The following is a 15,125-nucleotide window of genomic DNA, read 5'->3' on the forward strand; positions in this document are numbered from 1 at the left end:
TCAAGCATCCGGAGCCGCTACGCCGGGGGGCGTCACGCCATAACCCGCCGAGTCCTTGCCCGCGACGTGGATCTTGCCGCCCGCGAGCGTACGCAGCACGACGTAGAACACCGGCGTCAGCATCAGCCCGAACAGCGTCACGCCGAGCATCCCGAAGAACACCGCGACACCCATCGCATGACGCATCTCCGAACCCGCACCCGTCGACGTGACGAGCGGCACGACGCCCATGATGAACGCGATCGACGTCATCAGGATCGGGCGCAGCCGCAGCCGGCTCGCCTCGATCGCGGCCTCGAGCGGCGTCCTGCCGTCGTGTTCGAGCTCGCGCGCGAATTCGACGATCAGGATCGCGTTCTTCGCCGACAGCCCCACCAGCACCATCAAGCCGATCTGCGTGAAGATGTTGTTGTCGCCCTGCGTGAGCCACACGCCCGTCAGCGCCGACAGAATGCTCATCGGCACGATCAGGATCACCGCGAGCGGCAGCGTCAGGCTTTCATACAGCGCGGCGAGCACGAGGAACACGAGCAGCACGCTGATCGGGAACACATACATCGCCGAATCGCCCGCGAGAATCTGCTGGTACGTGAGGTCGGTCCATTCGAACCGCACGCCGCGCGGCAGCGTCTCGTGCGCGATGCGCTCGATCGCGGCCTGCGCCTGCCCCGACGAGAAGCCCGGCGCCGGGCCGCCGTTGATGTCGGCCGCCGTGTAGCCGTTGTAGCGCACGACCATTTCAGGGCCGAACGTCGGCGTCACCGTGACGAGCGACGACAGCGGCACCATCTCGCCCTTGTCGTTGCGCGTCTTCAACTGCAGGATGTCGTCCGCGCGCTGGCGGAACGGCGCATCGGCCTGCACGCGCACCTGGTACACGCGCCCGAAGCGGTTGAAGTCGTTCACGTACAGCGAGCCGAGATACACCTGCATCGTGTTGAACACGTCGGTGACCGGCACGCCGAGCTGCTTCGCCTTCACGCGATCGAGATCGACGTTGAGCTGCGGCACGTTGATCTGGTAGCTCGTGAACAAGGGGCCCAGTTCAGGCGCCTGCTGCGCGCGCTTGATGAAATCGTTGGTCGCATCCGCGAGCCGCGCATAGCCGACCGCGCCGCGATCCTCGATCTGCATCTTGAAACCGCCGAGCGTGCCGAGGCCGAGCACCGGCGGCGGCGGGAACACCGCGACGAACGAATCCTTCATCTGGCTGTACTGCTGGTTCAGCGCGCCCGCGATCGCACCGGCGGACAGCGCCTTGCCATGCCGTTCCGAGAACGGCTTCAGCGTGACGAACACGATCCCCGCGCTCGAGCTGTTCGTGAAGCCGTTCACCGACAGCCCCGGGAACGCGACGGCGCTCTCGACGCCCGGCTGCTTCAGTGCGATCGAGCCCATGTCGCGAATCACCTTCTCGGTGCGGTCGAGCGACGCGCCGTTCGGCAGCTGCGCGAACGCGATCAGGTATTCCTTGTCCTGCGCGGGCACGAAGCCGCCCGGCACGACCTTCGACACGAGCACGGTCGCGCCCACCAGCACGAGGTAGACGCCCAGCATCAGCGTCTTGCGCGACAGCACGCCACGCACGCCGCGGCCGTAGTTCTCCGCGCCGCGATGGAACACCTTGTTGAAGCCGCGGAAGAAGCCGCCGAGCACGCGGTTCATCACGCGCGTGAGCCAGTCTTCCTTGTCGCCATGGCCCTTCAGCAGGATCGCGGACAGCGCCGGCGACAACGTCAACGAGTTGAACGCCGAGATCACCGTCGAGATCGCGATCGTCATCGCGAACTGCTTGTAGAACTGGCCGGTCAGGCCCGACATGAACGCGAGCGGCACGAACACGGCGACGAGCGTCAGCGCGATCGCGATGATCGGCCCGCTCACTTCCTGCATCGCCTTGTAGGTCGCCTGCCGCGCGTTCATCCCGCTTTCGATGTTGCGTTCGACGTTCTCGACCACGACGATCGCATCGTCGACCACGATCCCGATCGCCAGCACCATCCCGAACAATGACAACGCGTTGATCGAATACCCGAACGCAAGCAGCAGCGAGAACGTGCCGATGATCGACACCGGCACCGCGATCAGCGGAATCAGCGATGCGCGCCAGGTCTGCAGGAACACGATCACGACGATCACGACCAGCGCGATCGCTTCGAGCAGCGTGTGCACGACGGCCTTGATCGACGACCGCACGAACTGCGTCGGGTCATAAACGATCTTGTAGTCGACGCCCGCCGGCATGTCCTGCTTCAGCTCGGCCATCGTCTTGCGCACTTCGTCCGAGATCTGCAGCGAGTTCGCGCCCGGCGACTGGTTGATCGCCATGGCGACGGCCGGCTTGTTGTCGAGCAGCGAGCGCAGCCCGTATTCGGATGCGTCGAGCTGGACCCGCGCGATGTCGCGCAGGCGCGTGACGCCGCCGTCCGGCGTCGTCTTCACGACGATGTCGCCGAACTCGTCTTCCGTCTGCAGACGGCCGCGTGCGTTCACCGACAGCTGCAGCGGCGTGCCGGGCAGCGACGGCGACGCGCCGATCACGCCGGCCGCGACCTGCACGTTCTGCTCGCGGATCGCCTGCACGACGTCCTCCGCGGACAGCCCGCGCTGCGCGACCTTCTGCGGATCGAGCCACACGCGCATCGCGTAGTCGCCCGAACCCCACAGCTGCACCTGGCCGACGCCCTGGATCCGCGACAGGCGATCCTTCACGTTGATCAGCGCGTAGTTGCGCAGGTAGGTCATGTCGTAGCGGTTGTCCGGCGAGATCAGGTGGACCACCATCGTCAGCGTCGGCGAGCTCTTGACCGTCGTGATGCCGAGCCGCTGCACGTCTTCCGGCAAGCGCGGCAGCGCCTGGTTCACGCGGTTCTGCACGAGCTGCGTGGCCTTGTCCGGATCGGTGCCGAGCTTGAACGTGACGGTGATCGTCATGTTGCCGTCGCTGTTCGCCTGCGACTGCATGTAGAGCATGTCCTCGACGCCGTTGATCTGCTCTTCAAGCGGCGACGCGACCGTCTCGGCGATCACTTTCGGGTTCGCGCCCGGGTACTGCGCCTTCACGATCACGGAAGGCGGCACGACTTCCGGATATTCCGAAATCGGCAGCAGGAACATCGCGATCACCCCGCCGAGCAGGATGATCACCGATAGGACTCCTGCGAAGATCGGCCGGTCGATAAAGAATTTTGAAATGTTCATGTGTGGCTCTGTCTGGTTGAACGCGGATGCGAAGCGGCGGGCCGCTTACGAATCCGCCTTCGCCGGTGCGGCCGGCTTCGCGGTGCTCGCGAGCGGCGCGGACGGCGCATCGCCGCCCGTCATCGGGACCATGTGCGGCTTCACCTGCTCGCCGGGCCGCACGCGCTGCGTGCCGTTCACGACCACGCGGTCGCCCGCGGAAAGGCCGCTCACGATCACGCGCCGGTTGCCGTGCTGCATCCCCTGCTGCACTTCGCGGTACGACACGCGGCCTTGCTGATCGACGACGAACACGAACTTCTTGTCCTGGTCGGTGTTGATCGCCGCGTCGTCGACGAGCAGCGCCTGGTGCGGCTCGCTGCCGCCCACCTTCACGCGCGCGTAGAGGCCCGGGACGAGCGCACCGTCCGCGTTGTCGAAGCGCGCGCGCACGCGGATCGTGCCGGACGACGTGTCGAGCCGGTTGTCGACCGAGTCGATCACGCCACTGCGCGAATAGCCGGTTTCGTTCGCGAGGCCGAGCTCGACCGGCACCTTGCGGCCGTTGCGCGCGCCGTTGATGTATTGCAGGTAGGTCTGCTCGTCCGCGTCGAACGATGCGTAGATCGGCGACACCGATACCAGCGTCGTCAGCGGCGCAGCGGACGCGCCGGCCGACACGACGTTGCCGAGCGTGATTTCCGCGCGCGACACGCGGCCCGACACGGGCGCGGTGATCCGCGTATAGCCGAGATTGATGCGCGCCGTTTCCAGCGCGGCATCGGCCGCCTTCACATTCGCCGTCGCCTCGCGGGCCGCGTTCTGCTTCTCGTCGTAATCGCGCTTCGCGATCGCGTTGTCGCCGATCAGGCGCTGCGCGCGCTGCCAGTCGGTCTGCGCATAGCCGTTGCGCGCCTGGGCGGCCGCGAGCTGCGCGGCCGCGCGGTCGACTTCGGCCTGATACGGGCGCGGGTCGATCACGAACAGCACGTCGCCCTTCTTCACGAGCGCGCCGTCCTTGAAATTCACCGCGACGATCGTGCCCGACACCTGCGGGCGTACATCGACCTTCTCGATCGCTTCGAGGCGGCCCGAATAAGCTTGCCAGTCGGTCACGGTCTGCGGCACGACGGTCGCGACGTCGACTTCGGGCAGCGGCGCCGCCGCTTTCTCGGGCGCGTTCGCGTTCACGCGCATCGCGCCGAACGTTCCGAGGCCGACAACGGCAAGTGTCACGATCGCGGCGGTCGCGATTCGGGAACGGGAGGTGCGTAGGATGGCCATGTGGATCTCCAGTAAGCGTGGATTGGTCTGGTTATTCGGAACGGTTCGGCTGGCGCGCCTGGAAGCGGCACTGGAAGAAGCGCACGGCTTCCTCGAAGGCGGCTTCGTGCGTCGCGAGCGCGGCGTGCGTGATGTCCGGATAGCGGATCACCTGCGTGAGCACGCCCGACGAGATCAGGCAGCTCGCATATTTCTCCGCTTCGACGTGCAGCACGTCGTTCTGCGCGGTGACGACGAGCGTCGGCGGCAGGCCCGCGAGGCGCACCGATTCGAGCGGCGCCGCATACGGATGGATGCGCTGCGCCGCCTGCGGCAGATACGCGCGATAACATGCCGCGCATTCGCGCGCGGTGATGTCGGAGGCAAGACGCTCGGCGTCGCCGATGCGCGTCATGCTCGGGTCGAGCATCGGCCCGAACAGCGCCTGCGCGGCGATCGACACTTCGCCGCGATCGCGCGCGATGAACGCGAGGCAGTTCGCGAGCTGGCCGCCCGCGTCGTGGCCCGCGACGCCGATCTTCTTCGGGTTGCCGCCGAACGCGCGGGCGCGCGTCGCGACCCACACGGCGGCGCGATACGCATCCTCCGGCGCGGCCGGAAAAGGAAAGGCCGGCGCGAGCGAATAATCGACCGACACTACGAGAGCTGGTAAGCGTTCTGCTAAAAAACGCGCGGCGAAATCGGCGTCTTCGAGCGAACCGCGGACGAAGCCGCCGCCGTGGAAATAAAGCACTACTGGCAACCCGGTCTTGTCCGGGCGGCGGTAGAGGCGCAGCACGATGTCCTGCGCGTAGCCGGGAATTTCCACTTCGGCGACCGTCAGCGCCGCGCCCGCCAAGGCTTGGGCGGGCAGCGCGGCTTTCAGGAATTTGCTGAATTCAGAAGCGTCCATGACGATGCAGCATCCATTTCGAGATGGAACGAATTCTGGGTCCGGCAGACATTGGGATAAATGCCTATAATCCGGCAACACAATTCAACGCCCCCGAACAATCCGAGGCTGCGTTTACCCACGAGGTAGCGCAGCCTTCTTGTTCCGGCGGCTCATTAGATTGCGGAGGTTGTGATGGACCGGCTTCAGGCCATGCAGGTGTTTACTCGCGTCGTCGATACAAGCAGCTTCACCAAGGCAGCAGAAACGCTCGGCTTGCCGCGCGCGTCCGTCACGACGATCATCCAGAATCTCGAAGCGTTCCTCGGTGTGCGCCTGATGCATCGGACCACGCGCCGGCTGTCGCTGACGCCGGACGGCGCCGCGTACTACGAACGATGCGTGCGGATCCTCGCGGACGTCGAGGAAACCGAAGCGAGCTTCCAGGCCAACAACCGGAAGCCGCACGGAAAGTTGCGTATCGACATGCCCGGCTCGATCGGGCGGCTGCTCGTGATTCCGTCGCTGTGCGAATTCCATACGCGCTATCCGGACATCGACCTGCAGCTAGGCTTGTCCGACCGGCCGGTGGACCTGCTGCAGGAAGGTGTCGACTGCGTGATCCGCGTCGGTGCACTGCAGGACTCGTCGCTCGTCGCGCGCCGGGTCGGCCTGTTCGAAGGCGTGACGGTCGCCGCACCTGACTATCTCGAACGCTTCGGCGAGCCGCAGACGATCGACGACCTGAGCCAGCACAAGGCCGTCAACTATTTCTCGAGCCGCACCGGCCGCACGATCGACTGGACGTTCCTCAGCGACGGCAAGGAAATCGAGGTGAAGATGGACAGCATCGTGTCGGTAAACGACGCCGATGCGTACGTGACCTGCGGGATCGAAGGTTTCGGGCTGATCCAGCCGCCGCTCTTCATGGTGTTGCCGCACCTGCGCGAAGGCAGGCTCAAGGAAGTCCTGCCCGGCGTCAAGCCGCTGCCGATGCCGATCTCGGTCGTGTATCCGCACAGCCGCCATCTGTCGCCGAAGGTGCGCGTGTTCGTCGACTGGGTCGCCGAAGTGTTCGACCGCTGCCCGCTGCTGAGCGGCAAGGGCAGCCTCGACGCGACGTGCAGCAAGCGCACGTTCGAGGAAGCCGAGCGCGCGCCCGTGCTCGACACGCCGGTCATCAACGAGTGGGTCGCGTAGGTCCGCCGCACTCGGGCACCTTTTTTTACTTCGCTCGCAACGCGCGCACGAAATCGCAGGCCCGTTCGCCGGGCGCGCCGCCGCCGGGCCGCCTGGCGCGCGCCATCGCCCGCGCGAGTTCCGTGCGCTGTGCGCCGATGTGCCGCGCGCAAAAGCGGTCGATCACGCCGATCTGGTTTTTCAGGAACGCGATGGTCTGTTCGATGCCGCCGCGCACGCTCGCGTGCGACCAGGTGAGCAGCTGATACTCGGCGATCAGCATGCGCGCGAGTTGCTGGCGGCGCTGCACCAACGCCTGCACGTACTGCAATTGCGGGTCCGACAACGGCTCGGCGAGCCGCGCGCACGACGGATGCCGGTCGAATGCGCGGGCCAGTTCCGCCAGCAGCCGGGCGCGCGCGCCCTTTCCTTCGAGCGGCATCTCGAACCCGCCCGCAACGAAATTGCGCGCCTGATGCGAATGCGCGACGGCCACCGCCAGCCGCGCGGCCTGCAAAGCGCATGCCACCTCGAATTCGGCGCCGCCGGACGATTCCAGCACGATTCGCGTCGGCGACAAGCCGGCAATCGCATCGGTCAGCGACTCGATGCCGAAGGTCTCGTTCCGGTAGCCGAGGATCACGCGCAGCGACGAGAGGCTGACCTCCAGGGTTTCGTGCGTCACGCTGATGCCGACGAATACACGCTCGGGCGTCAGTTCGTCGCCGTGCGGTTGCGCTGCCCGATCGTTCATACGAATTCACTCCCCGCCCCGCCTTCCGGCCCGGTCAAAAAAAGACAACGCGATATCTGAGTTCTCTATTGGAACTGTCATAATCAAACTGTAATATTCAGGATCAGAACCGGTTCCATTCGCTTCGCCCACCACCCGGGTGATTGCGCGACCGACCTTCCGAACGCGCCGCGCCACCGATGGCGCGCTGCCGCGTCGATACTTCGAGGTACCGACATGAGTCATTTTCAGGAATCGAATACTCAGGAGTCTTTATCTTCAGACGGAACCGGCGATATCGCATCGATCAGGAACTGGTTGCGATCATGGCCACGCAGCCACAGCGGTTCACGCCCCACGCCGGACCATGTCTGCCCGGTCCGCGGATCGAAATACTTTGCCCGGCGTTTCCTGATGCCCTCCGCATCGGCCGGGAACACGTCCTTGCGCGTGAACCCGAATTCCTCGACACATCGCTGGACCTCGAGCAGCACGGCGGCCGATATCGCAAGACGTTCGCGCTCGAGCTGTTCTTCCAGCAACGCCTTCTTCTCTATGAACGACTTGTATATCAACATGCGATCTCTCCACGATCCAACGCTTCGCAGGGATTGCGCCAATCCCTTGTCGATAGGTCGAAGCGTAATCGCACCGGCACTTCGTATTGACAACATTTGTCAACACGCCCTTCTTGATATGCATTCCTGATTTATTGAGATAAGCGAATTCCCTGTTTTTACGGTATTTTTTTCATATGTTCAAAATTGTTGACAATCGCTTTCAGGCAACGATGCGAACATGCGCGGCAAATCGCCGACTGCCAATCGGCTTCGCACGGAATACAAGAATTCCCCCATCAATGCTCGACGCAACGAGATCGACCTGCTCGCTAACAAAGGAGTGAAAACCATGAATGTTCTGTATCTCGAGGACGACATCGCGTACGTCGAATTGATCACCGCAATACTGGAGAAAGCGGGACACCGCGTGCATGCCGTCGGCAACGGCCACCACGCGATCCGCCATCTCGAAAATTCGATCGTCGACCTGTTGATCATCGACTGGCAGGTGCCGGGCCTGTCGGGGTTCGAGGTGCTGAAATGGACGCGGGAACGCATCGGCGGGCGCCTGCCGATCCTGTTTATGACGCATCGCGCACGGGAGGACGAGATTTTCTCCGCGATCAACGCCGGCGCCGACGACTACATGATCAAACCGATCAACCATTTCGAACTGCTGGCGCGCGCGAACGCGTTGCTGCGGCGTGCGTATCACGGCGGCGGCGTGTCGCTGGACACCATCGAGATCGGCGGCGACCGGATCGACACGAAGGCGCGGACGGTGCTGCTGCATGGCACGCAGGTACGGCTGACACCGCGTGAATTCGATCTCGCCGTGCAACTGTTTCGCAACCTCGGCCGCATCATGCCGCGCGACGCATTGATCCTTTCGCTGTGGGGCCGCGACATGGCCGGCGTATCGCGCAGCCTCGACACGCACATCTATCGGTTGAGGATAAAGCTGGCGCTCCAGCCTTCGAACGGCGTCCGGCTCAGCACGGTCTACACGCTCGGCTACCGTCTCGAAACGACTTGATCGCCGCCGTTGTTCCGCAATGCGCAGAAGATCATTGCGCCGCGCGGATCAATCGCATCGCACGGCGCGGGCGGGCGTTCCGCGCCGATGTGTCGCGCCTCCCGCTCGGCCCCGCGCGGCAACGCGCGCGGCGATACCCCTGTCGCGCGTACGGATTGTGATTGTTTCTCCCTGACGACAATTCAATTCGCATCAGCCGCATTTATCGCGACGGATCGAACTCCTAGAGTAAACCCCAATGCGCACTCATCGCGCACCGAACAAGTCCCGCTGGACGGGACCGGGGCAAACGCCGCAGCGCACGCTCCGATTGACACTGGAGTTCCATCATGAATCGCCGCTCGCTTCTCTCCGCCCTCGCCATCACGCTCGCCGTCTCCGCTCCGGCCTTCGCCGATTCGGGCACGCCGCACGCCGGCGACTACGGCAACACGTCGTGGTACTCGCAGCACTACGGCCCGCGTACGCGCGCCGAAGTCAACGCCGAAGTCGAGCAGGCGCGCAAGGACGGCACGCTCGCCTACCTGCGCAAGGCGAATTCGTATCCGCAAGGGCTCGAGCTGGCACAGGGCCCCTATCGCCCGATGCAGGAAAACAACCAGCTTGCCGGCGGGGGCCGGTAAACGCGCAACGCCGCGCAGCGGGTGGCCCCGTGCGCGGCGTCGCGAAACATCCAATCGACGACTCGCTGAGTCAATTAGTTAGTTGCAGGAGCAGATGATGAACGACCCACTTCCTTCGCCGCTCGATCACTGGGACGACACCACGCCGGTCTGGACGCCGTTCCGTTCCGCGCCGCAATCGCATTGACCGCCGACTGAACCATCAGTCCGGCCATCAGCGGCGCGGCACCCCGTCGCGCCATTCACCCCAGTGCGTCACGATGTCCTGCACGAGCGGATTACCCGCGCGATACAGGTTCTCGGTCGCCGGGGCGAAGCCGCCCTGGTCCGCGTAGTTCAGCAGGTTGTCCGCGCTCGTCTGCCCCGCATACGGCCGGTCGAAATCGGACCCGGTACGCAGCACCGCGACGCGCGACAGGTCGACCCGCTTCACGCTCGCCGCGCGCTTGAGCGCCTCGTACGTCGCGTTGTCCTCCTGCGCGGTCATGCAGTACGTGCCCTTGCCGTCCGTCAGGATCTTCGTCCACTGGCGCGCGCGCTCGCCGATCAGCGTGCCCGAGAACCACGTGTTGCCCGATGACGTGTCGCACTGAATCACCGTCGGCGGCCGGTTCGCCGGCGCATACGTGAACTTCGCGCGCGCGGCCTGCGCCTGCGCGCTGTCCGCGAGCACGACGTTGCGCGACAGCGCATATGCGGCGTCGGTCAGTTGCGGGTTGAGCTGGAACACCTCGGTGCGATAGTCGAGCGGCGGCTTGTCGTTCGGGCTCTTCGTGTTGATGCCGAGATAGCCGGTATTCCAGCCGGCCGGAATCTCGCGTGCGTCGAGCTCCCACTGCAAGCTGAAATCGACGAGGTACTTCGACCATGCGGCGGAACCGACCGTGCCTTGCGCGGGGTCGACGCCCGCAATGCCGGAGATCAGGAAATACGTGCGGCGCAGGTCGAAACGCTGCGAGAACGTGAGCGCCATGATCGTCGCCGACGCGTTTGCGTAACCCATGCCCGTCGTCACGACGCACACGTCCTGCTTGTTGCAGTGAACGGCCGGATAGTCGGGCGACAGGCCGGGCACGGTGATGTCGCGCCACGGGCCGATCCGGTCGAGCCATGCCTGGCCCTCCGGACCGAACATCGTGATGATCATGACCTTGACCGGGCGGCCCTGTGCACCGGTCTCGGCGAATGCATTGTTGCCCGCGTTGTTGCCCTGGTTGTCCTGCGCGATCGACGGCGCGGTCGCACAGGCTGCGAGCGAAAATGCAGCAGCGGAAAGAATGGAGCGAGTCAGCATCGGCGTTCCTTGTTTCGGTGATGTTGGGTGAGAACGGCTCTCGGAGACTGCGCGAGGAGTATAGAACGCGCCTGCATGATGCGGAACCCGGCTACGAAACGGCGTGCGGTGTTTCGCGCGGCGGTGCGCGTGTTGCGTACGTTGCGCAAGGCGCGCCGGTTCGCGCGGTCGCGCACAATCGCACTAGGCTGCAAATATCAGGAATGCTATTCGGTTGCCCGGAACGAACACCTGCCGGCAAGACCCTATCCGTCACATCCGTCGACGTCGGTCGGCTCCCGAACCGCTACGCGCGCACGAGCCCCGCAACACCGTAACCCAGCACGACCAGCGCAGCGACCACATGGCTCGCCGCGAGCCATCCCGGCGACTTCACGATGCGCCCGATCAGGCTGCCGCCGAATGCGAACACGAGCTGCCCCGCGAGGCTGCCGGCAAAGACGCACGCGGCACCGACGAGCCAGTGCCGCTGCGCGCCGGCGGCCGCCGTCGCATAGCCGTAGAACAACAGGATGGTCAGCGGGTTCGCGAGCGTGACGACGAACATCGACGTGAACGGCCGATTGCCCGGCAGTGGCGCATCGCCATCGAGCGTGCGGCGCCGGTCCTTCAGCGCCTGCCACAGCATGCGTGCGCCCATCGCGAGCAACACGAGTGCGCCGACGAAGCGAAACATCGACAGGTGCGACGCGAGCGTGCCCGCGAGCATCGCGCCAATGGTGAACGCAACGACCGCGTAACAGCCGTCGGCAGCGGCCACGCCCACCGCCGCGCGCACGCCGGTGGCAGTCCCGGCACGCATGCCGTAATTCGCGATCATCAGCGCGACGGGCCCGACCGACAGCGCGATCATCAGCCCGAACAGGAAGTCGTTCATCGGTCGTCGATGCCTTCGATGGAAGGCATCGATTCTAGCGACCGCAAACGACGCGGCGTGAAAATTCCGCGTCAGGCGACGTCGACGCGTGCGGGCCCGTCCACCATCTCGCCGATCACGGCCGCGCGGTCGAAGCCGTCGGCGCGGAAGCACGCGAGGACTTCGTCGACGGCTTCAGGCGCGCACGCGACGAGCAGGCCGCCGGACGTCTGCGGATCGGTGAGCAGCGCCTGCGCGACGGGCGGCAGGCCGTCGGCGAGCCGCACGTCCGTGCCGTACGCGGCCCAGTTGCGGCCCGACGCGCCGGTGAACACGCCGTCGGCGACGAACGCCTCGACACCCACGAGCCACGGCAGCGACGCGTAATGCACGCGCGCGGTGAGGTGCGCGCCGCGCGCCAGCTCGAGCGTATGACCGAGCAGCCCGAAGCCGGTGACGTCGGTCAGCGCATGCACGCCCGGCAGCGCGGCGAGTTCGGTGCCCGGCCGGTTCAGCTTGGTGGTCGTCGCGACCATCTGCGCATAGCCTTCGGCGTCGAGCTGATTCTTCTTCAGCGCGGCCGACAACACGCCGACGCCGAGCGGCTTGCCGAGCACGAGCACGTCGCCCGCGCGCGCGGCCGCGTTGCGCTTCACGCGCGACGGATGCACGACGCCGATCGCCGCGAGCCCGTAGATCGGCTCGACCGAGTCGATCGAATGGCCGCCCGCGACCGGGATGCCGGCATCTGCACACACCGATTCGCCGCCGCGCAGCACGGCCGCGATCGTCTCGTGCGGCAGCACGTTGATCGGCATGCCGACCAGCGCGAGCGCAAGGATCGGCTTGCCGCCCATCGCGTAGACGTCGGACAGCGCGTTGGTCGCCGCGATGCGGCCGAAGTCGAACGGATCGTCGACGATCGGCATGAAGAAATCGGTGGTCGCGACGATCGCCTGCTCGTCGTTCAGCCGGTAGACGGCCGCGTCGTCGGACGTCTCGGTGCCGACCAGCAGGTCCGGGAACAGCGCGGGCGGCGTTGCACGCTTCAGCAGCTCGGACAGCACGCCCGGCGCGATCTTGCAGCCGCAGCCGCCCCGTGCGACAGGCTCGTGAGGCGAGGAACGGCAGGCTGGGCTTGGGTGGCTTCGGTCATCGTCGGCATCCGGTGAATAACAACACGCCATTATCGACAATTCCGTGCGAGCGCGCCCGTTACCCACATAATTGACGCCGCCCGCTCCCGCCATCACCGGCCCTCGTCCGCGCCTTCATTCATGGATCACCTCTTCATCGCCCTCGTGCTGTGCTCCGCGCTGCTGCATGCCATCTGGAACGCGTTCCTGCACGTGAGCGAAGACAGGCTGGTCCAGCTCGGCACGATGTCGCTGCCGTATCTCGCGTTCGGCATCGCCGGCGCCGCGCTGCTGCCCGCGCCGGCGCCCGCCGCGTGGCCGTACATCGCCGCGTCGGCCGCGCTCGAGATCGCATATTGCTTCACGCTCGTGCGCGCGTATCGCAGCGGCGAGTTCGGGCAGATCTATCCGATCGCGCGCGGGATGTCGCCGCTGCTCGTATCGGTGCTCGCGTTCGCCATGCTGCACGAGCAGCCGACGCCGTTCGGCTTCGCGGGCATCGCGCTCGTGTCGTTCGGCATCATGTCGCTCGCGCTGCGGCGCGGGTTCAGGTTCTCCGGCGAAGGCGTGCCGTATGCGCTGCTCACGGGCGTGTTCATCGCCGCGTATTCGATCTGCGACGGGATCGGCTCGCGCGTGTCCGGCAGCGCGCTCGGCTACATCGCGTGGGTGTACCTGCTGTGGAGCGTGCCGCAGCTCGTGCTCGTCTGCATGCTGCGCGGCGGCCCGCGCGCGGTGCTCGGCTCGCGCACGGCGCTCGAGCAGGGCGCGATCGCCGGCACGATCTCGCTTGCCGCGTATGGCATCGTGATCCTCGCGTACCGGCACCTGCCGGTCGCGACCGTATCGGCGCTGCGCGAAACGAGTTCGATCTTCGCGGTCGCGATCGGCTGGTTCGTGATGCGCGAACGGCCCGGCGCGCAGCGGCTCGCCGCATGCGCGCTGGTGGTCGCGGGCGCGGCGCTGATCCGGCTGTAAGCCGCGCGCGCCCACGGCGGGCTGCGTCAGAACTTGTGGCGGATGCCCGTCACGGCAACGATCTGCGTGCGCGTGCTCGACGGATTCGAGATCCCTTCGATCGCGGCCACCGTGTTCGACGATGCGCGCTGGTAGAACGCATTCACGTAGATATCGGTGCGCTTCGACAGGAAATACTGCGCGCCGACGCTCGTCTGCAGATAGTGCGAACTCGGCTTCGGCCCTTGCGACGCCAACACCTGCGTGTAGGTTTCGCCGAGCGCGAACTGCAGCGCGGGCGTCATCAGGTAGCGCACGCTGCCTTCGTAGTTGTTGAAGCGCATCGCGCCGCCCGTCTGCAGGTTGAACAGCGAGCTCGTGTACAGCAGCCCGAACGTCGCGGCGCCCCACGCGTACGCGCCGCCCGCGCCCCAGATCTGCTGGCGCGTCACGCCCTTGATGAACGTGTAGTAGTTGTCGGACGCAGCCGCGCCGGTCGTGTCGAGCGCCGGATGATCGACGCGCACGTAGGCCGCGCCGAGTTGCAACGGCCCGTTCTCGTAGCTCGCGCCGACGCTCCACACGCGGTTTTCCGCGAACGACGTCGAATTCGAGAAGCCGTACAGGCCGACCGCGCGCAGCCCGTACCACGTGGGCGTCTGGTACTGCACCGAGTTGTTGGTGCGGAACGTGTTGTTCAGGTCGTCGGTGTCGAACGGATGCAGCGCGTACTGCGTGAGCGCCGTGGTCGCGCCGATCTGCAGCGGCTCCAGCACTTCCTGCGCCGCGTTGTACTGGCGGCCCATCGTCAGCGTGCCCCAGCGGTCGTTCTCCAGCCCCACGTAGGCGCGGCGCCCGAACAGCCGGCCGCCCTGGCTCGCCGCGCCGGTCTCGATGTTGAAGCCGTTCTCGAGCCGGAACACCGCACGCGTGCCGCCGCCGAGTTCCTCCTTGCCGAGCAGCCCCCAGCGCGTGCCCTGCTCGTTGCCGCCGGTCGCCTGCCACGCGGCGTGCCCGTTCTGGTTGTTCGTGTACGTGATCCCCGAATCGACGACCCCGTACAGCGTCACGCTCGACTGCGCATGCGCCTGCGCGGCCACCATCCCGATCGCGACGCCTGCCAGCGTCAACGCCTTGTCCGTCCGTTTCATCTCCGACCCCTTTTGTCGATTTGAATGAGGGGAGCGATTCGCTTCGCTCCGAACGTGTTTTATTGAATAAAACATCGTCTTATTAATTCTCGATTTCAGGGATTTAATGCGTCAAGCCACATCAAAAATCACACGAACGAGTCAAAACACCCTTGTTTTCACGACGTTTCGAAGAATGAAACAAGCCCAATAAATACGGGCGTGACAGGCCAATCGTGGCGCGCAATCCCGGCACCGAAAAAACACCTTGACCGCGATTTGGCGC

12 protein-coding genes and 1 pseudogene are annotated in these 15,125 nt (G+C 65.6%); 4 read left to right on the forward strand and 9 right to left on the reverse strand.

Features of this window, described 5'->3' with window-relative positions:
* The 3 genes from ceoB to BBJ41_RS26745 are packed head-to-tail and all read right to left on the reverse strand — an operon-like array spanning window position 1 to window position 5,356.
* Window positions 1-3,201, reverse strand: a complete 3,201-nt coding sequence (gene ceoB / locus BBJ41_RS26735) for a multidrug efflux RND transporter permease subunit CeoB (RefSeq protein ID WP_069749226.1) — start codon at window positions 3,199-3,201, stop codon at window positions 1-3.
* Between the two features lie 45 nt (window positions 3,202-3,246).
* Window positions 3,247-4,464, reverse strand: coding sequence for a multidrug efflux RND transporter periplasmic adaptor subunit CeoA (gene ceoA / locus BBJ41_RS26740; RefSeq protein WP_069749227.1), 1,218 nt, complete (start codon window positions 4,462-4,464; stop codon window positions 3,247-3,249).
* 31 nt (window positions 4,465-4,495) lie between these two features.
* The gene (locus BBJ41_RS26745; protein ID WP_069749228.1) at window positions 4,496-5,356 is read right to left on the reverse strand and encodes an alpha/beta hydrolase; all 861 of its coding nucleotides are present in this window, start codon (window positions 5,354-5,356) and stop codon (window positions 4,496-4,498) included.
* 174 nt (window positions 5,357-5,530) lie between these two features.
* Between BBJ41_RS26745 and ceoR the strand changes: the two genes are divergently transcribed.
* On the forward strand, window positions 5,531-6,535 hold the full coding sequence (ceoR, locus tag BBJ41_RS26750; protein ID WP_069749229.1) for a putative multidrug efflux transcriptional regulator CeoR: 1,005 nt from the start codon (window positions 5,531-5,533) through the stop codon (window positions 6,533-6,535).
* Window positions 6,536-6,560: 25 nt separating this feature from the next.
* Here the strand turns inward: ceoR and BBJ41_RS26755 are convergent, their stop codons facing one another.
* Complete coding sequence (locus BBJ41_RS26755) at window positions 6,561-7,268, reverse strand: hypothetical protein (RefSeq protein ID WP_069749230.1); 708 nt, start codon at window positions 7,266-7,268, stop codon at window positions 6,561-6,563.
* A gap of 242 nt (window positions 7,269-7,510) precedes the next feature.
* The gene (locus BBJ41_RS26760; RefSeq protein ID WP_069749231.1) at window positions 7,511-7,825 is read right to left on the reverse strand and encodes an H-NS histone family protein; all 315 of its coding nucleotides are present in this window, start codon (window positions 7,823-7,825) and stop codon (window positions 7,511-7,513) included.
* 331 nt (window positions 7,826-8,156) lie between these two features.
* Here BBJ41_RS26760 and BBJ41_RS26765 point away from each other — a divergent pair, with 331 nt between their 5' ends.
* Together BBJ41_RS26765 and BBJ41_RS26770 are read left to right on the forward strand one after the other, a co-directional pair.
* On the forward strand, window positions 8,157-8,843 hold the full coding sequence (locus tag BBJ41_RS26765) for a response regulator transcription factor (protein WP_069749232.1): 687 nt from the start codon (window positions 8,157-8,159) through the stop codon (window positions 8,841-8,843).
* 329 nt (window positions 8,844-9,172) lie between these two features.
* On the forward strand, window positions 9,173-9,466 hold the full coding sequence (locus BBJ41_RS26770; protein WP_069749233.1) for a DUF4148 domain-containing protein: 294 nt from the start codon (window positions 9,173-9,175) through the stop codon (window positions 9,464-9,466).
* Window positions 9,467-9,680: 214 nt separating this feature from the next.
* Here the strand turns inward: BBJ41_RS26770 and BBJ41_RS26775 are convergent, their stop codons facing one another.
* From BBJ41_RS26775 to selD, 3 genes and pseudogenes are all read right to left on the reverse strand, one after another.
* On the reverse strand, window positions 9,681-10,760 hold the full coding sequence (locus BBJ41_RS26775) for a purine-nucleoside phosphorylase (protein WP_069749234.1): 1,080 nt from the start codon (window positions 10,758-10,760) through the stop codon (window positions 9,681-9,683).
* Window positions 10,761-11,046: 286 nt separating this feature from the next.
* The gene (locus BBJ41_RS26780) at window positions 11,047-11,637 is read right to left on the reverse strand and encodes a LysE family translocator (RefSeq protein ID WP_069749235.1); all 591 of its coding nucleotides are present in this window, start codon (window positions 11,635-11,637) and stop codon (window positions 11,047-11,049) included.
* A 71-nt stretch (window positions 11,638-11,708) separates the two neighbouring features.
* A pseudogene (gene selD / locus BBJ41_RS26785) lies at window positions 11,709-12,772 on the reverse strand (selenide, water dikinase SelD).
* A 121-nt stretch (window positions 12,773-12,893) separates the two neighbouring features.
* On the opposite strand from selD, the gene BBJ41_RS26790 reads away from it, so the two are divergent.
* Window positions 12,894-13,730 (forward strand): DMT family transporter, encoded by an 837-nt coding sequence (locus BBJ41_RS26790; RefSeq protein ID WP_069749236.1) that lies wholly within the window; start codon window positions 12,894-12,896, stop codon window positions 13,728-13,730.
* A 26-nt stretch (window positions 13,731-13,756) separates the two neighbouring features.
* Here the strand turns inward: BBJ41_RS26790 and BBJ41_RS26795 are convergent, their stop codons facing one another.
* A complete protein-coding gene (locus tag BBJ41_RS26795) occupies window positions 13,757-14,860 on the reverse strand; it encodes a porin (protein ID WP_069749237.1) in 1,104 nt (367 codons plus the stop codon).
* Window positions 14,861-15,125 lie beyond the last annotated feature (265 nt).

The sequence above is a fragment of the Burkholderia stabilis genome (genome assembly GCF_001742165.1).
GTDB classification, from domain to species: Bacteria; Pseudomonadota; Gammaproteobacteria; order Burkholderiales; family Burkholderiaceae; genus Burkholderia; species Burkholderia stabilis.